The following is a 16,741-nucleotide window of genomic DNA, read 5'->3' as shown; positions in this document are numbered from 1 at the left end:
CCATGGCTGAAAAGGGCACTCCCGCCACGCCGTCGCACCGTGGCTACACCGCCGCAGTGATTGCCTTGCTGCTGCTGGCCCAGGCCTGCGGGTTGTGGCTGCTGTTCAACGGCAAGCTCGATGCCGCGCAGCTCAAGCCTAGCGCCTGGCTCGATGGCGAGGCAGGCAAAGCCCTGGGCGATGCATTACAGCCAGCGCTGCAAAAAGACGCCGACACCCTGAGCGCCGCTGCGCGTTATCGCCTGCTGGGCGACCTGGGTGACCAAGTGGTGCAGGGGTGCCCCGGCTGGCTGTTCTACCGTGACGGCCTGCGCGCGCAACCTGGTGTGAACGGCGCCTACGAGGCGCGCCAGCGCTTGATGCAACACTGGGTTGGGCAACTGCGCGCTCAAGGCCTGCAGGTGCTGCTGGTGGCGGTGCCAGATAAATCGCGCATCGAAACCCACGCCCTCTGCGGCCTTCGCCAATCTGCACAACTGCAGGCGCGCCTGGGGCAGTGGCAGGCCCGGCTGGCCAGCCTCGGCGTACCCTATGTCGACCTGGGTAGCGCACTGGCCGAAGCACCTCGACAGCCAGCGCAGTTCTTCCGTACCGACGTCCATCTCAACGCCAGCGGCGCCCAGCGAGCGGCCGACGCCGTGGCTGCCGGCGCTTTGCCCCTGCTGGCCGGCAAGCGCGAGCAGGTATTCACCCAGCGCCTGGCAGGCACCGCGCAGCCACGCATGGGTGACCTGATCGTACTCGCCGGCCTTGAACATGCGGCAGCAGCCTGGCGCCCGGCCCTGGAAGATGAGTACGCCGAACAGATCCAGGCGCAACGCGGTGGCGGTCTGCTGGACGATACCCCTGCTGTCGAAGTGATGCTGGCCGGCAGCTCCAATGGCCGGCGCAGCGCTTTCGCCGAACGCCTGGGCCGCAACCTCGGCCAGCAGGTCTGGAACCAAAGCCTGGACGGCGGCCAGTTCTGCGGCGCCTTGCTCGCAGCACTGAACAAACGTGAGCGCTGGCCAACCAGCCTCAAGCTGGTGATCTGGGAGTTCTCCGAAAGCGCCCTGTCGCTACCCCTGACCGCCGACGAGCGCGCCGTGCTGGCATCGCTACCTGAAAAGCAGGCCGACCATGCTCTTTAACTCTTATCTGTTCCTGCTGCTGTTCCTGCCGCTGACATTGGCAGCGCATTACCTGATCGCAGCGCGCAGCCTGCGCGGTGCGGCGTTATGGCTGTGCGTGACGTCGATCGTGTTCTACGGCTGGTGGAACCCGCAGTTCGTGCTGCTGCTGATCGGCTCGATTGCCTTCAACTACCTGGTGAGTCTTCTGATCCTGGGCTGCGCTGGCAGGAACAAACTGCAATTGGCGATCACTGCAGCAGGGGTGACTGCAGACTTGGCCTTGCTGTTCCATTACAAGTACTTCGTCACGCTGGTGAACTTCGCCCAGGACTGGGGCCTTGCCGGCACGCGGCTGGACGACATCATTCTGCCCCTGGGCATCTCGTTCTTCACGTTCACCCAGATCGGCTACCTGCTCGATTGCCGCGCCGGCATCGTCAAGGAGCGCAGCCTGCTCAGTTACGTGCTGTTCGTAACGTTCTTCCCGCACCTGATCGCTGGCCCCATCCTGCACCACAAAGAGATGATGCCGCAGTTCGCAAAGCCCGATAACTACCGGTTCCGCGCCGAGAATCTGAGCGTTGGGGGCATGCTGTTCGTCATCGGCCTTGCCAAGAAAGTGCTGCTGGCCGACCCGATCGCGCCATATGCCGATGCAGGCTTCGCCGAGCCCGGCACCTTGGGCTTCTGGGCAGCCTGGGGCACGGGCATCGCCTATGCGCTGCAACTTTACTTCGACTTTTCCGGCTACTCGGACATGGCCTTGGGCTTGGCGAAAATGTTCGGCATCCGCTTTCCGCTCAACTTCAACTCGCCGTACAAGGCCAGCAACATCATTGATTTCTGGGCTCGCTGGCACATGACCCTCACGCGCTACCTGACGGCTTACCTGTATTACCCAGTGGCCATGGCAGTGTCGGAATGGCGTGGCAAACGAGGGTTGCCGGTCGGTACGCAAGGTGCAGCAACGCCCGGCGGGTTTGCCGCTGCGATCATCCTGCCAACCACGTTCACCATGGGCCTGGCCGGCATCTGGCACGGCGCCGGCCTGCAATTCTTGATCTTCGGTCTGTTGCATGCCGGTTACCTGTCGATCAACCATGCCTGGCGCATATTCGTGGTCGGCCGCAATAGTGGCAAAGGAAGGCAGCACCCCTTGAAAGTAGCGGGTTACGTGCTGCTGACCTTCGCGGCGGTGATCGTCGCCCAGGCGTTCTTCCGCGCCGAGTCCACGCACGATGCCGTACTGCTCGTCGAGGGCATGTTCGGCCTGCGTGGCCTGGGCAGCCTGCCAGACGTCCTGTATCCAGCCGGTGTTGCCTGGGGCGATGCCTGGCGGATGCTGATTGGCCGTCACCTTGAGGCACTGCATGTGCTAGCAGTGCTGGCAGTGGCCTGGTTCCTGCCCAACTCGCAACAGATCATGGGCAACTTCTCGCCGTCCCTCGCGCGCGCGCAACTGGACGGCCCGGCCGCCCTGCGTTGGGCGCCGAACGCCAAGTGGCTGGTAATCATGGCGCTGCTGCTGTTGCTGTGCCTCATGAACCTGCACAAGGAAGCACGCTTCCTGTATTTCCAATTCTGACCTTACAGAGTGATCGACATGAGCGACCTGAGCCTCAAGCAACAACTGGCCGAAATTATCGAAAACGTGATTGGCACCCGCGTTGCCCACGACGACCTGCTGATCGAATCCGGCCTCGTCGACTCGATGACCGCAGTGGACATCGTGATGGCAGTCAAGAATGCCTTTGGCTGCAAAGTGCCGGCCACCGAGATCGACGAGCACCTGGAATCTGTGGACGCACTGGCCGCATTCGTCCAGAACAACCGCTGAACCCTGACAGCTACGTGCCGAGGAGGCTCGGATGCACTTCGATTTCGACCGTTGTGAGTTCACCGAATGCACCAAGGGCGGCAGTGACCCAGCCCTGCGTGATAGCCGGCGCGTACTGGACTGGTCTGGTTTGCAGGCCGCCGTCGAGGCGTGGGTGGTGCGCGCCACCCGCGAGGGCATCGAGCCAGGTACTGCCTTGGTACTAAGTGGCCACAAGCAGATCGAGTTCGTCGTGGCCATGCTCGGCTGCCTGCGCATGGGCGTGACCTATGTGCCACTGGACAGCATCAACCCGCCTCAGCGCCTGCAACGCATCATCGAACTGGTAGGTTCGAGCCATTGCTACGATGCCGAGCTGGACAGCTTCCGCACGGGCATGGCGGCGGCCGCGCCGCTGACGGTGCCGGGGCTGGCCTACATCATGTTCACCTCGGGTAGCACAGGCGACCCGAAGGGTGTGCAGATAGGCCGCGACAGTCTGGCACTCTTCGCCGGCTGGATCCGCGATTGCCTGGCATTGGGCCAGAAACCTGCGTTCATGAACCAGATGCTGTTCAGCTTCGATTTTTCGCTGTTCGACCTCTGCGGCGCGTTGGCGCTGGGTGGCCAGTGCGTGCTGTGCCCGCGCGAGGTTATCGCCGACCCTGAGGCCTTTGTCGGCTACCTGGCCGATAGCCAAGTACAGGTATGGGCCTCGACGCCATCGTTCGTGCGCCAGCAATTGCTCAACGACACGTTCGTTGCCGAGCACTTGCCGGCCCTGCAAGTATTCGTGTTCGGCGCCGAATCGCTCACCCCGGTCCTCGCAAGGCAGCTTTGGGAACGGTTCCCCGAAGCAAGGATCATCAACTCGTATGGGCCTACCGAGGCCACCTGTTCCACGACCTGGATCGAAATCGTGCCGCCTTTGGAAGCAGGCGTGCAGCCTTTGTCGATCGGCAGGGCCAAGCCCTACGCCGAGCTGTTCCTGGACGACGGCGAATTATGTATCGCCGGTGACCATGTAATGCGCGGCTACCTGAACCGCCCAGACCTCAGCGAGGCCGTACTGTTCGAGCATAACGGCAAGCGCGCCTACCGCAGCGGGGACCTGGCCGAGATCGACGCGCAGGGGCGGGTGTTCTTCCATGGCCGCCGCGACGACCAGATCAAGCTGCATGGGTATCGTATCGAACTGGGCGAGGTGGATGCCGGTCTTGCCGCCTTGCCGGGGGTCACCACGGCCGCCACCATCGCCTTGCGTCGACCAGACGGCACCTTGGTGCGCATGATCGGTTTCGTCGAAACGCCCGAGCAATTGCCCCCAGCTACCCTCGGGCCCTTGCCTGCGGCGCTGGCCGACTGGAAACAACGGCTCTCCGGTAGCCTGCCTGCCTACATGATTCCGTCCGAACTGCTGGCCTGCGGGCAATTCCCCGCTACGTTGTCCGACAAGGTCGACCGCAAGCGCCTGGCGGCGCTGTACCAGGAAGCCCGGATGAAGCGCCCCAAGGAGACCGCATGAAAGCCCTCACCCTGTTCACTACCGCCCTGCTGATTGGCAGCACCTTGCCTGGTGCGGCCCAGGCCGAAGGCAAGCTGGCTCAGCTGTATGCGCCGCGCCCACCGGCGGGGTCAGCTTTTGTGCGCGTGCTGCACCCTGCCGACACCGCCGTGCAGGTGCAGATTGGCCAAAACCAGCCGCAACAATTGGGAGCGGACAGGCTGGCCAGCAGCTACAACGTGGTCAAGGGCTCAGAGCCCTTCACCGTGCGCATCGCAGGCCAGACAGTAGGTAGCCTGAGCGTGGCACCGGACAGCTACCAGAGCTTGGTGTTTAAAGACGGCAAGCTACTGGTTCTGGACGACAGTGCTGCCAGCGACGACGCGCTGAAAGCCGAATTGCGCTTCTACAACCTGGCCAGCGACTGCACGGCTGGCCAACTGCAGGTGGAAGGTGGTCCGGTCCTGTTCGCCGACGTCAAACCCAACGCCAGCCAGGCGCGGGCAATCAACCCGGTGAGCGCCAGCCTCACTGCGGGGTGCGGTGCCAGCCAGGCCAGAGCTTTGGCATTACCGCAGTTGCAGCCGGGTGACCACTACGCACTGTTCCTGACCGGCACCGCCAGCCACCCCGTACTGCGCGGCGAACTGGGCAGTACCGCGCCCTTTGAGCGATAGGCCCCCATGCGAACACTTTTTCGTGAAGATCATCTGTTGTTTCGTGAGCAGGTTCGACGCTTTGTCGAAGAGCGGATTCTGCCCCACTACGCCGACTGGGAACGCGACGGCCTGACGCCGGCCCTGTTGTGGCGTGAAGCAGGCGCACAAGGGCTTCTTTGCTCGGCACTACCGCCCCCTTATGGTGCCGGAGGCGATTTTGGCCATGCCATGGTGGTAATCGAGGAGTTGGCCCGGGCCAATTGCCTGGGTATCGGTTTTTCGATCCATTCCGACATGGTTGCACCCTACCTGTTCAACCTTGGCACCCAGGCACAGAAAGACCGTTGGCTACCCGCCATGGCCGCCGGCGAGCTGATCGGCGCCATCGCCATGACCGAGCCAGGTGCAGGCAGTGACCTCAAGGCTGTGCGCTGCCGTGCCCAACGCGATGGTGAGCACTATGTGCTCAATGGCCAGAAGACGTTCATCACCAACGGCGTCAACGCTGGTCTGATCATTGTCGTTGCCAGCACCGAGCCAGACCTCGGCGCCCGCGGGCTGTCGCTGTTCTGTGTAGAGGCTGGGTCAAACGGCCTGACCAAAGGCCCGGCAATGGCCAAGATCGGGCAACATGCCCAAGACACCTGCGAGCTGTTCTTCGATGATCTGCGGCTGCCCGCCGACTGCCTGTTGGGCGAAGAGAACGCCGGGTTCGAGTACCTCGGGCGGGAGTTGGCTCGCGAGCGCCTGGCCATTGCCCTGCGCGCAGCTGCCCATGCCGAGGGCATGCTAGAACAAACGCTGGCATATACCCGCGAGCGCAAGGTGTTCGGCAAACGTGTCAGCGACCACCAACACAACCGCTTCATTCTCGCCGACGCCCACGCGCGACTGACCATGCTGCGAGTGTTTCTCGACGACTGCGCACGGCAGCTGATGCAAGGCGACCTTGACCCTGTAGTGGCAGCGATGGCCAAGCTCAATGCCAGCGAGATGCAGGGGCAGATACTGGATCAACTCCTGCAGTTGCACGGGGGTTATGGCTACAGCAGCGAATACGGGATCGGCCGCGCCTGGGCCGATGCCCGTGCGTTGCGCATCTTTGGAGGCACCAGCGAGATCATGCGGGAGATCATCGGGCGTAGCATTTAGTACCGCTGCTGCCGGGCACGGCACTCAGCCTCAGCCGTGCCCACGCAGCCAGTCCTCGCGCAGCCTTCGTGCTCGCGGATCGTCACCCAATGCCCACGGGTCCAGGGCAAACGCCACGATCTGCTCTGCACCTGTGGTACGGGCCCACTCCAACTGGCGGCGTACCCGGTCATAGTCTGCAGAGCGTGCCTTGAACTCGCTCCCGTCGTTCTTCTGCGATGGCAGTTGCTCGAACAGCTCCACCACCACGTCGAACGGTACCTGGCGTCGGCGCAGTTCCAGCAGCAGTGGCTCGATAGCCTGCAGGTTGGCCCAGCCGGCCACGCCCACCCCATCCTGCACCACCGGCCGCAGTTGAGTCGTATCGAGTAACGTGCGCCATAGCTGCAACAGCGAGCCGTCGGTGGGCAGAACACTGTAATACGTGGAAATCGACGGCACCCGATCGCTGTGCTGCCGAGTACTGCTGGCCATCGCCGCCAACCACTGCGCCAAACGCTGCTGGCTGTCGGTGCTCGCCCAGTGGTACTGCTCCAGCTCATAGGGTATGTACCAGCCGGCAAAGGCCTTGTGCTGTGGCCAGGGGGCGCTGGACATGTAGCGCTGTGCTCCACCCAGCGCCTGGTCGAAGAAGCGCTGCTGGCCTTGTTCATCCGCTGACAGTGCCTGCCACCACGCGTTGTCGAACGGCAGGCCAACCTGCACCTGCATCCCTTGTTCGTGAGCGATGTCGAACAGGGTGCGCAGCATGTCCTCGGGGATCATCCAGGGCGAATCGCCGCCAATCAGGCCAACCCATTGCAGGGTGACGGTCTGACACCCCATGTCGGCCATCGCCGCGAGGCGTTGGCGCCACTGCTCGGGTTTGAGATCGGCGTGGCTCTTCCAAAGTTGCAGGAAACTGCCTTGCAGCCCGGTGGAGCGCGTACAACCCGGCAGGCTGGCGATGAAGGGCGTTGCAGCCAGCAAACACAGCAAGTTGCGACGCGTGAGGGCGGGACTGGAAATGGTGAAATCCTTTTGGCTGCACCACGAAGGGAAGATCGCAGAATACCTGAAACCCCCCGTACTTGGCGTGCTATGAGCGCCTCGCGTCGACTCCGGCAATTGATTGGCAGGCGCGATACGACAAGTTTGCCTATGCTGCGCCAGAGCCCACAATCAGGGAATCAACGTGACGAGGATGGACGCCATGTTCTACGTGCAACGCGATGATCAAGGGCAGTTGCTGCGGGTGGAAGTCGCGCCCTACGCCGAATACACGGAGGTTCTGCCGGCCGACCATGCCGAAATACAGCGATGGTTTGCCGATGATGTCGTGGGAAACAGCCTGAAGCAGCTCAAGCAGAGCGACCTGGACATGATCCGCGTGCTTGAAGACGTGATCGAGGTGCTGACCGCCAAAGGCGTGTTCAGCATCACCGATCTGCCGCCAGGCGCCCAGGCCAAGCTGCTCAGCCGCTCCACGGCGCGAAAGGCGTTGGGCAGCTTGAACAACTTGATCGAAGACGAAGAGGAAGGCGGGTTGATCTGACTCACCCGATCAGCCGTAACTGTGTGAGCGAATGGCCCGCTCACACAGAGTGCCTGCTGCAAAGAAACTCAGCGCCAGGGCGCAGGCTCACCGATCAGTTGGCCCTGAACCCCTTCCACACCCATCTCCTGCAAAATCTGGAGCTCCCCCCGCGTCTCGACTCGCTCGGCAATCAGCGGCAGGTCGATACTGTGCGCCGCGCGCTGGATCGCCTCTATGAACAAGCGCTTGTGCTGCTCCTGGTCGATGTTGCGGATATAACTTCCGTCGATCTTCAGGTAGGCCAAGCCCAAGTGCGCCAGATTGCCAATCATGCTGAACCGGCCACCGAAGCGCTGCAGCCCCAGCCCAATACCAAGCTCGCGCAGGCGCCGGGTCAGGAGCTCGAGCATGCTTTGCTCAGGCAGCTGTTCCTCGCCGATTTCAAAGATCAAGCGCGCGCCCAATGCCGAGTGCTGCCCCAGTAGCTCATAAATCCGTTGCAGCGCCTTTGGATCGGCCAGGGTTGCCGCCGACAGGTTGAGCGCCAGCACCTGATCATGGCCATGCAGGTGCGCCAGCACTTTTTCCAATACCAATACATCCAGCCGCGGCATCCATCCAAAACGCTCCAGCCAGGGCAGGAAACGGCCGGCGGACAATGCCTCGGTCTGGGCATCGTGCAGCCGCGAGATGACCTTGTAATGCAATACACGCTGTGTCGCTTGGCAATCCACTACCGGTTGGAAATACAACTCGAACTGGCCGTTGACGAAGGCCTGATCGAGTCGTGCATGCCATTCGTGATGATTGTCGCCCGCCACCGTTGCTGCACCTTGCTCAAGGCACACCCAGCCCGGTGTCGGCTGGTTCTCGGCACGGGCCAGGGCCTCATCAGCAAGTTTCAACAACGCTTGCGGTGCATCGCCGGGGCTGAACGGCGCAAGGCCGATACACGCCACCGGATCGACATCAGTGGCGCCGGTTTCGCGCAGGGTTTGCAACGTCGCCTCCAGAGCCTGAGCAAGCTGCACCGCCTCTTCGTGCACCATGCCGGGCGCCAGCACGGCGAATTCACCACCGCGAATGCGGGAAATCAGGTCTTTGGTTTCCGGGAACTTGGCACAGGTACGCCGCAGTTGTTCGCCTACTGCCTGCAACAGCTGATCGGTAGGCTGGCCGCCCAGGCGAGCGTTAAGTCCGGTGAGGTCCTGAACACGCAGCAACAGCAGGTAACCGGCACGCCCTTCCTCCAGGTTGCTGACTCGAGTACTGAGCTGCATCTCGAAGTAACGCCGGTTGGACAGCCCCGTCAGGCTGTCCTGATAGGACTCGTTACGCAGCCGCTCGCTGCGTTCGGCCTGCTCGGAGAACAATGCCTTGAGCTTCTCGACCATCTGGTTCATTGCCTGCACCACCCGGCGCAACTCGGGCGTGCGCGGCAGCTCCGGCAGGCTGAGAAACTCACGGCGGGCAATGGCATGGGACTGTTCGACCATGTAGTCCAGAGGCCGCAGCTGACGGCGTAGCAGCAACGCGCCGAGCACCGCGCTCGCCACCCCACAAAGCAGTAACCAGCCCAGGCTGCCCAGCGCGCTCTGCCAGAGCTTGGCAATGGCGAACATCGGGTGGCTGATTACCTCGACCCGCGCGGCCTGCTGCCAGCCACGACTGACGATGGCATCGCCACCGGCTGCCTCCAGACCGATCATGCGGATGAACCAAGCCGGAACACCCGCGGGGTCCGGCTCGGCGTGGCGCTCCACCAGGACGGCATTCGAGCCAAGGTCGATGACCTTGATGCTCGCGTAGTAGCCACTGTCGAAGATCGAGCTGACCATCAGCTCTACCATGGCGGGGTCATCGATGTTCGGCGTCAACGACAACGCCAACGCGGTGGCCGCGTCCTGGGCATGCGAGCGCAACTGGTTGACGTACTGGCTGCGCGAGCTTTCCAGGCTGACCATGAAACTGCCGCCGAACGCGACCACAAGGAACAGGCAAATAGCCAACAGCAATTGTTTGAACAGTGACATTCATGCTCCCTCAGTAAACCGGTTCGGCCGGGAACCCTTCGGCCTGCATTTTCTTCAGCAAGTCCTGCCAGCGGGACAGGCGCTTGGTGTCACCGACTTTCTTGTTGCCTGTCGCGCCGGTCAGCCACAGGCCTTCGCCGTTGAACGCGTAAACCGGCAACAGATCGGTCCGTTGGTTAGCCGGCTTGATCGCATCCATCAGGCTGTCGAGCACAAGTGGCTGTGCCTGTGGGTTTGAATAATAGGTCAGCACCATGTGCGCGCGGTTCTGGCGCAGGGCCTTGACGTAGGTGATGCGCAGTTTGTCGCTGGGGATGCCCATCCGCCTCAGGGTGAAATACTTGGCGATGGCATAATCCTCGCAATCGCCCGCGCCTTTGATCAGGGCCTGTATGGGGGTGGCCCAGTAGTCGACTTCGTGCCACAGGTCGATGTCTTCGACGTAGCGCAACTGCTGGTTGAAGAACAGATTCACCACCTGCAGCCGCTGGAGCTCCGAACCCTGGTCTTGCGTGGCCATGAGGTTCTGCCAGGCATCGATACGGCCCTTGCCCGCGCCAAGTTGGCCATACAGCGCCTGGGACTTGCGACTGATCGCGGAAAAATCCCAATCCGCGTGCAGGCCGCCCAGCAACAAGCTGCCCAACAGGGCAGCAAGGCCGACACGTCGCACCGCGGTTGTGAGTACCCAGGGTATCGCCACTGCGAAAACCTGTTCAGACGAATCGAAGTCAGGCGATGGTGCGGCCTGCCACGGTAAAAGACAATGACACCCGCCGACGAAGATGGCTGACAGTCCACGGGCTATAACTTTCTTATTAGTACTTGTTATGTGGCGCTTCCTTTGCCCTGTGACTTAATCCACCATATCCCATGGTCTTGCTTCGCTCGCCCCACTGCGTGCGTTGGTTTGACAAGCCCCCTTGCCTATCACTAGTGTCATTGGATCCAACTTTAGTCGTCGAGGCAGACTTCGCGTGGCCGAGAAAATCAAACTGAGCAACGTGCTGGCCAGCGAACAACTGCCGGCGCACCTGGCCCGTGCCGTGATCGAAGAGCGCGTGCGCAACGCTATCCTCGATGGTCGCCTGCCGCCAGGCACCGCCGTGCGCCAACAGGAACTCGCCACCCTGTATGGGGTTAGCCGAATGCCTGTGCGCGAGGCCTTGCGCCAGCTGGAGGCGCAATCGTTGCTGAAAGTGGAGATGCACAAAGGCGCAGTCGTGGCGCCCTTGATCGGCGAAGACGCAGTCGATACCTACGCCTTGCGGGTGTTGCTGGAGTCCGAGGCACTACGCCAGTCCATTCCCCTGCTCGAGGCCGACGATATCGCCCGGGCCCGTGGTTACATACAGCAGCTGGAAAACGAAACACGCCATGCCGAAATCGGACGCCTCAACCGGCTGTTCCACATGGCTCTGTATGGCAAGGCACCCAACCAGAAGCTACTGCGCCTGATCGAGAACGAACTCAACGAGGAAGAGCGCTTCTTGCGGTTCCATCTGTCGTCGATGGGGCTGGGAAAGCTTACCCAGGATGATCACAACGCGCTGGCGGACGCAGCCAGCGACAAGCGGGTAGATGAGGCCGTGAGGGTACTGGAGCAGCACCTGAACAATGGCGCTCGGGTGATTCGCAATTATCTGGATACACAACTGACGCCGTGACTGCCCCTGCAAATGACGGTTGCAATCTCACCCGCCCCCGGCAAACAATGAGACTAATTATCATTTATGCCGATTGCTCGTCATGCCCTCCAATGACTCCGTGCACACGCTCTACAGTGACCATCACAGCTGGCTGAACACATGGCTGCGCAGCAAGCTGGGCAATGCCGCGGATGCTGCGGACCTGGCCCAAGATACCTTCGTACGGTTGCTGCAGCGCCATGAGCAACCGCAGCTGAACGCGCCGCGTGCTTTCCTGCGCACCATTGCACGCGGCCTGGTCATTGACCACTGGCGGCGTGAAGAGCTGCACAGGGCTTACCTCGAAGCCTTGGCACACTTGCCCGATGGACAGGTTCCGTCGCCCGAAGCCCGCGAATTGCTGCTTCAGCTGCTCGAACGCATTGCGCAGATGCTCGACGGGCTCAAGCCCAAGGTACGCCGGGCGTTCCTACTGGCCCAATGCGAGGGGTTGAGTCACAAGGCCATTGCCGAGCAGATGGGCATCTCGCTGCGCTCGGTCGAACGGTATGTGGCCGATGCGCTCTACCATTGCTACCTGTTGCGCTATGAAGACGAGCGCTGAAATGACGCCCTCCCCCAAGGCCGTCAAACAGGCCATTCACTGGATGCTCAGCCTGCGCGAAAGCGGCGACGATCCCGCATTGTCGCAGCGGTGTGATCGATGGCGTAAAGCCAATCAGGAGCATGAGCAGGCCTGGCAACGGGTGATCAGCCTGCATCAGGATCTGGACTTGCGCACCATACCCGGGGCTGGCGTAGCCTTGCAGACACTGGAAACCAGCCAGCGACGACTGCATCGGCGACAGGCGCTCAAGCTGCTGGGCGGTGCTGCCCTGGTGGGTTCCGCGAGCTGGCTCGCGCAGGATCTGGAAAGCGTCAGCGGGTTGGTCTCGGACTATGTCACTGCGACTGGCGAGATTCGCACCATCGGTTTGCCAGATGGATCGTTGCTTCAGCTGAATACGCGCAGCGCTGTGGACGTTGCCTTTACCGATCACCAGCGGATGATCCGCCTCAATCACGGCGAACTGATGCTGACCTGTAGCCCCACGCCGTACCAAGGGCGCCCGTTGCTGGTACAGACGCGTGACACCTTGCTTGAAGGCTTCGAAGGGCGCTTTGTGGTACGCCAGGATGACGACTGCACGAGGATCAGCGTCAGCCAAGGCAGAGTCGCGTTTCAACGTCCAGGATCGGCCGGGCTGCAGTGGATAAGCAGCGGACAAGACTGGCGAGTTGATGCATTGAGCGCAGAACGCCTGGAACAGGTGGACATGGACGCCGGAGCCTGGACAGAAGGGCTGATCGTCACACGCAATATGCGTCTGGCCGATTTCCTTTCTCAGGTGAACCGTTATCGGCACGGCTACCTCAGCTGCAGTGATGAAATCGCCGACCTGCGCTTGTCGGGGGTCTATCGCCTGGAGGACCCGGATCAACTGCTGCAACTGCTGCCACAGGCTTTGCCAGTGCGGCTTCGGCGGCGTACGCGCTGGTGGATACGACTGGAACCTGTGGCTTGATTCAACACTGCAGAAATTTCTGGCGGGTTTTGGGGGCACGTCCGGCTAGGACAGTAAGCAACGCCTTCTGACCTAAATGACCCCACGGACTTCGACATGCCCATCGCTACGCCTTCAGCACACCTTGCCATTGAGAATGATTTTCGACCTGTCTTGAATTCAGTAAAACTGCGCAAGGCCGTACGTGCCGCCCTGTTCGGTACAGCCCTTGGCATGGTCGGCACGCCAACGCTGGCACTGGCCGATGAGCCTGTTCAAATTAGCCAGCACTATACGATCGCAGCAGGCCCGTTGAATGATGTGCTGATCCAGTTCGCTCGCCAGGCGGGGATCACCCTGTCGAGCACCCCGCAGATGACCGGGGAGCTGAAGTCCAACGGGCTGCAGGGCCAATACTCGAACGATCAGGCGTTGCACCACTTGCTCAATGGCACAGGCCTGGAGGCCGTCAGCCAGGACGGTCGCAACTATGTACTGCGCACCCAGCCGGAACACGCAGCACTGTCGCTGCCCGATACTGATGTGCGCGGCTTCACATTGGGCAACGCGCTGGGCAGCATGGATGGTTACAACGCCACCCACAGCCAGGTCGCTACCAAGACCAGCATGCCGCTGGTGGAAACCTCGCAATCGGTGTCCGTGGTGACACGGCAGCAAATCGATGATCAGGGTTCGCAAACCGTTGCCCAGGCCATGCGTTACACGCCCGGTGTGCTAACCAACCCTTACGGCGCAACGCATCGCTATGACTATGTTGCCATGCGCGGTTTCAATGATGGCTCGGTGGACAACATCTACGTCGATGGCCTGAAATCGATGGGTGACAACGGCACCTACAGCACCATGCAGGTCGATCCGTATTTCCTTGAGCGTATCGACATTCTGAAGGGCCCTTCCTCGGTGCTCTACGGCCGTAGCTCACCGGGTGGGCTGGTGGCACTGACGACCAAGAAGCCAATGTTCGAGGCTTATCACCAGGTACAGGCTACTGTGGGCACACAGGGGCAGCGCGCAATGGGGTTCGACCTCAGCGGCCCTGTGGATGACGACAAGCGTCTTGCCTATCGGCTGACGGGCCTGGCAGATGCCTCGGACACACAGTTCGATCATAACAAGGAAGAACGCTACGCCATCGCGCCAGCCCTCAGTATCGACTTCACCGAGAACACGTCGCTGACCTTGCAAGCTTACCTGCAGCACGACCCCAACGGTGGCTACCACGGCGGCAACCCCGCCGACGGCATGCTGCACAAGCGAAACGGCCTGCGCTTGTCCGATCACTTTTTCGAGGGTGAGCCGGGCATCGACAACTACGAGCGTACCCAGCAGTCGTTCAGTTACCAGTTCGAACACCGCTTCAACGACGTCTTCACAGCGCGGCAGAATTTCCGTTACCAGGACTCTGACGTATCGATGGATCAGGTCTACTCGGCAGGTTGGGCGGATGCCGACAGCAATATCCTTAATCGCGCCTACACCGGCGGTGACGAGCGCCTGCACTCCTACATCATCGATAACATGCTGCAGGCAGAGTTCTTCACTGGCGCGGCCAAACACACGCTTTTGCTGGGCACCGACTATCAGCGGCGCAAGGCCGATGTAGCCTGGCGGTACGGCACCGTCGACCCACTTGATGCCGCTAACCCGCAGTACGGCAATGGCAATCTTCAGGTACTCGGTGAAAACCGCTACCAACGTCGTTTGCAGCAAACCGGAGTGTACCTGCAGGACCTGGTCGAACTGGACCAGTGGCGCTTCTCGTTGGGCCTGCGTCAGGACTGGGTGAAGGTTTCGGAAGAGAATCGCGACAGCGACACCAACGCCAGCGATGACCGCACGAAATTCACCACCCGCGCCGGCGTGCTCTACTTGTTCGAGAATGGTTTAGCGCCCTATGTGAGCTACTCGGAATCGTTCAACCCCAATACAGTGTCCGATCAGGACGGCCGCCCGTTGGCACCAACCGAAGGCACCCAATGGGAAGCGGGCATCAAGTACCAACCGCCTGGCAGCGACAACTTGTTCACAGCGTCGGTGTTTCGCATCGAGCAGGAGAACCTGGCGTCCAAGCAGCCGAACGAAGACTTCTATCGCCCGGTTGGCGAAGTACGATCGCAAGGCCTGGAGTTGGAGGCCCATGTGCAGGTGACGGACAACCTCAAGCTCCTGGGTGGATACACCTTCACCGATATCGAGTATTCCAAGTCAATGCCGAGCCTGGTGTCCGACCAGCTCGACAACAAAGGCAATTCGCCAACCCAGGCCCCAAAGCAGATGTACTCACTGTGGGCTGACTACAACTTCCGCCAAGGGCCACTTGACGGCCTGCGTCTGGGTGGCGGTGTACGATATGTGGGCTACAGCTGGGTGGATGCGGAAAACAGCATGAAGGTGCCCTCCTATACCCTGCTCGACGCCTCACTTGGCTACGACCTGGGCAAAGTTGGCCTCAAGGGCGCGGACATACGTCTGAATGCCAACAACCTCACCAACGAGAGCTATATCACCTCATGTGCCAGCCTCAATTACTGCTACATGGGTGAAGAGCGCAATGTCAGCGCCACAGTCAGCTATCAGTTCTGACAGATGATTGCGTAGTGAAGCCAGCGCCTGATTCCAGGGGCTGGCTTTCTCGTTTCTGGTGCTTGAGGGGCTAAGGTTGCTATGCCTTATCCAGAAAAGACAAAGCCCCTGTCTGCGGTGCAGACAGGGGCTTTGGGGTTTGAATCTTGACGATGACCTACTCTCACATGGGGAAACCCCACACTACCATCGGCGATGCATCGTTTCACTGCTGAGTTCGGGATGGGATCAGGTGGTTCCAATGCTCTATGGTCGTCAAGAAATTCTGTGTGCTGGCCCGTCCGTTGGACGTGCCTGCGAATCTCTATGGCTTCTACTTAAAGACAAAACCCCTACCTGCTCGCGCAGATAGGGGTTTTGCGAAATGAATCTTGACGATGACCTACTCTCACATGGGGAAACCCCACACTACCATCGGCGATGCATCGTTTCACTGCTGAGTTCGGGATGGGATCAGGTGGTTCCAATGCTCTATGGTCGTCAAGAAATTCTGTTGCCAGAATGTCCAGATGGACAGCCCAGCGAATTCGGATATGCGATATTTGTGATGTTGCTTGCGAACTTTCGGTTCGTTTCGTCTTCACCACCGCAATCTGCGTCAGCAAATTGCTTGGGTGTTATATGGTCAAGCCTCACGGGCAATTAGTATTGGTTAGCTCAACGCCTCACAGCGCTTACACACCCAACCTATCAACGTCGTAGTCTTCGACGGCCCTTTAGGGGATTCAAGATCCCAGTGAGATCTCATCTTGAGGCAAGTTTCCCGCTTAGATGCTTTCAGCGGTTATCTCTTCCGAACATAGCTACCCGGCAATGCCACTGGCGTGACAACCGGAACACCAGAGGTTCGTCCACTCCGGTCCTCTCGTACTAGGAGCAGCCCCTCTCAAATCTCAAACGTCCACGGCAGATAGGGACCGAACTGTCTCACGACGTTCTAAACCCAGCTCGCGTACCACTTTAAATGGCGAACAGCCATACCCTTGGGACCGGCTTCAGCCCCAGGATGTGATGAGCCGACATCGAGGTGCCAAACACCGCCGTCGATATGAACTCTTGGGCGGTATCAGCCTGTTATCCCCGGAGTACCTTTTATCCGTTGAGCGATGGCCCTTCCATACAGAACCACCGGATCACTAAGACCTACTTTCG

General features: G+C 60.8%; 14 protein-coding genes and 3 rRNA genes (1 of these 17 only partly in view). 11 read left to right on the top strand and 6 right to left on the bottom strand.

Going from position 1 to position 16,741, the window contains the following annotated elements:
• Nucleotides 1–2: 2 nt before the first annotated feature.
• The 6 genes from KU43P_RS00705 to KU43P_RS00680 are packed head-to-tail and all read left to right on the top strand — an operon-like array spanning nucleotide 3 to nucleotide 6,243.
• A complete protein-coding gene (locus tag KU43P_RS00705; RefSeq protein WP_317660601.1) occupies nucleotides 3–1,130 on the top strand; it encodes an alginate O-acetyltransferase AlgX-related protein in 1,128 nt (375 codons plus the stop codon).
• The gene (locus KU43P_RS00700) at nucleotides 1,120–2,697 is read left to right on the top strand and encodes an MBOAT family O-acyltransferase (RefSeq protein WP_317660600.1); all 1,578 of its coding nucleotides are present in this window, start codon (nucleotides 1,120–1,122) and stop codon (nucleotides 2,695–2,697) included. Before KU43P_RS00705 ends, KU43P_RS00700 begins: the two co-directional genes overlap by 11 nt.
• An 18-nt stretch (nucleotides 2,698–2,715) precedes the next feature.
• Nucleotides 2,716–2,949 (top strand): acyl carrier protein, encoded by a 234-nt coding sequence (locus KU43P_RS00695; RefSeq protein WP_317660599.1) that lies wholly within the window; start codon nucleotides 2,716–2,718, stop codon nucleotides 2,947–2,949.
• A 31-nt stretch (nucleotides 2,950–2,980) separates the two neighbouring features.
• Nucleotides 2,981–4,453: an AMP-binding protein gene (locus KU43P_RS00690; RefSeq protein ID WP_317660598.1), complete on the top strand. Its 1,473-nt coding sequence runs from the start codon at nucleotides 2,981–2,983 to the stop codon at nucleotides 4,451–4,453.
• The gene (locus tag KU43P_RS00685; RefSeq protein ID WP_317660597.1) at nucleotides 4,450–5,109 is read left to right on the top strand and encodes an alginate O-acetyltransferase AlgF; all 660 of its coding nucleotides are present in this window, start codon (nucleotides 4,450–4,452) and stop codon (nucleotides 5,107–5,109) included. The genes KU43P_RS00690 and KU43P_RS00685 overlap by 4 nt, the downstream gene beginning before the upstream one ends.
• A gap of 6 nt (nucleotides 5,110–5,115) precedes the next feature.
• Nucleotides 5,116–6,243 (top strand): acyl-CoA dehydrogenase family protein, encoded by a 1,128-nt coding sequence (locus tag KU43P_RS00680; RefSeq protein ID WP_317660596.1) that lies wholly within the window; start codon nucleotides 5,116–5,118, stop codon nucleotides 6,241–6,243.
• Nucleotides 6,244–6,273: 30 nt separating this feature from the next.
• Here the strand turns inward: KU43P_RS00680 and KU43P_RS00675 are convergent, their stop codons facing one another.
• Nucleotides 6,274–7,221, bottom strand: coding sequence for a DUF4434 domain-containing protein (locus tag KU43P_RS00675; protein WP_317660595.1), 948 nt, complete (start codon nucleotides 7,219–7,221; stop codon nucleotides 6,274–6,276).
• Nucleotides 7,222–7,435: 214 nt separating this feature from the next.
• On the opposite strand from KU43P_RS00675, the gene KU43P_RS00670 reads away from it, so the two are divergent.
• Nucleotides 7,436–7,777, top strand: a complete 342-nt coding sequence (locus KU43P_RS00670; protein ID WP_317660594.1) for a tryptophan synthase subunit beta — start codon at nucleotides 7,436–7,438, stop codon at nucleotides 7,775–7,777.
• A gap of 68 nt (nucleotides 7,778–7,845) precedes the next feature.
• On the opposite strand, the gene lapD is transcribed toward KU43P_RS00670, so the two are convergent.
• Both lapD and lapG read right to left on the bottom strand, forming a co-directional pair.
• A complete protein-coding gene (gene lapD / locus KU43P_RS00665; RefSeq protein WP_317660593.1) occupies nucleotides 7,846–9,792 on the bottom strand; it encodes a cyclic di-GMP receptor LapD in 1,947 nt (648 codons plus the stop codon).
• 10 nt (nucleotides 9,793–9,802) lie between these two features.
• A complete protein-coding gene (gene lapG, locus KU43P_RS00660; protein WP_317660592.1) occupies nucleotides 9,803–10,495 on the bottom strand; it encodes a cysteine protease LapG in 693 nt (230 codons plus the stop codon).
• 274 nt (nucleotides 10,496–10,769) lie between these two features.
• On the opposite strand from lapG, the gene KU43P_RS00655 reads away from it, so the two are divergent.
• The 4 genes from KU43P_RS00655 to KU43P_RS00640 all read left to right on the top strand — a co-directional run bounded on the left by KU43P_RS00655 (nucleotide 10,770) and on the right by KU43P_RS00640 (nucleotide 15,589).
• On the top strand, nucleotides 10,770–11,459 hold the full coding sequence (locus KU43P_RS00655) for a GntR family transcriptional regulator (protein ID WP_317660591.1): 690 nt from the start codon (nucleotides 10,770–10,772) through the stop codon (nucleotides 11,457–11,459).
• Nucleotides 11,460–11,541: 82 nt separating this feature from the next.
• Nucleotides 11,542–12,045 (top strand): sigma-70 family RNA polymerase sigma factor, encoded by a 504-nt coding sequence (locus KU43P_RS00650; RefSeq protein ID WP_317660590.1) that lies wholly within the window; start codon nucleotides 11,542–11,544, stop codon nucleotides 12,043–12,045.
• A complete protein-coding gene (locus tag KU43P_RS00645; protein WP_411567231.1) occupies nucleotides 12,029–13,006 on the top strand; it encodes a FecR domain-containing protein in 978 nt (325 codons plus the stop codon). Before KU43P_RS00650 ends, KU43P_RS00645 begins: the two co-directional genes overlap by 17 nt.
• Nucleotides 13,007–13,174: 168 nt before the next feature.
• Nucleotides 13,175–15,589: a TonB-dependent siderophore receptor gene (locus KU43P_RS00640; protein ID WP_317663690.1), complete on the top strand. Its 2,415-nt coding sequence runs from the start codon at nucleotides 13,175–13,177 to the stop codon at nucleotides 15,587–15,589.
• A 144-nt stretch (nucleotides 15,590–15,733) separates the two neighbouring features.
• Here the strand turns inward: KU43P_RS00640 and rrf (KU43P_RS00635) are convergent.
• The 3 genes from rrf (KU43P_RS00635) to KU43P_RS00625 all read right to left on the bottom strand — a co-directional run.
• Nucleotides 15,734–15,849, bottom strand: a 5S ribosomal RNA gene (rrf, locus tag KU43P_RS00635).
• Between the two features lie 109 nt (nucleotides 15,850–15,958).
• A 5S ribosomal RNA gene (rrf, locus tag KU43P_RS00630) occupies nucleotides 15,959–16,074 on the bottom strand.
• Between the two features lie 136 nt (nucleotides 16,075–16,210).
• Nucleotides 16,211–16,741, bottom strand: a 23S ribosomal RNA gene (locus KU43P_RS00625) (it continues 2,361 nt past the right edge of the window).

Source organism: Pseudomonas sp. KU43P (assembly GCF_033095865.1).
GTDB lineage: Bacteria > Pseudomonadota > Gammaproteobacteria > Pseudomonadales > Pseudomonadaceae > Aquipseudomonas.
This window is presented reverse-complemented; position numbering and strand designations above follow the sequence as displayed.

Excerpts from the sequence above, each read along its gene's own strand:
- KU43P_RS00645 (WP_411567231.1), top strand. The coding sequence starts at position 12,029 with ATGAAGACGAGCGCTGAAATGACGCCCTCCCCCAAGGCCGTCAAACAG.
- KU43P_RS00680 (WP_317660596.1), top strand. The coding sequence starts at position 5,116 with ATGCGAACACTTTTTCGTGAAGATCATCTGTTGTTTCGTGAGCAGGTT.
- KU43P_RS00705 (WP_317660601.1), top strand. The coding sequence starts at position 3 with ATGGCTGAAAAGGGCACTCCCGCCACGCCGTCGCACCGTGGCTACACC.
- lapD (WP_317660593.1), bottom strand. The coding sequence starts at position 9,792 with ATGTCACTGTTCAAACAATTGCTGTTGGCTATTTGCCTGTTCCTTGTG.
- KU43P_RS00685 (WP_317660597.1), top strand. The coding sequence starts at position 4,450 with ATGAAAGCCCTCACCCTGTTCACTACCGCCCTGCTGATTGGCAGCACC.
- KU43P_RS00700 (WP_317660600.1), top strand. The coding sequence starts at position 1,120 with ATGCTCTTTAACTCTTATCTGTTCCTGCTGCTGTTCCTGCCGCTGACA.
- KU43P_RS00695 (WP_317660599.1), top strand. The coding sequence starts at position 2,716 with ATGAGCGACCTGAGCCTCAAGCAACAACTGGCCGAAATTATCGAAAAC.
- KU43P_RS00670 (WP_317660594.1), top strand. The coding sequence starts at position 7,436 with ATGTTCTACGTGCAACGCGATGATCAAGGGCAGTTGCTGCGGGTGGAA.
- KU43P_RS00690 (WP_317660598.1), top strand. The coding sequence starts at position 2,981 with ATGCACTTCGATTTCGACCGTTGTGAGTTCACCGAATGCACCAAGGGC.
- KU43P_RS00650 (WP_317660590.1), top strand. The coding sequence starts at position 11,542 with ATGCCCTCCAATGACTCCGTGCACACGCTCTACAGTGACCATCACAGC.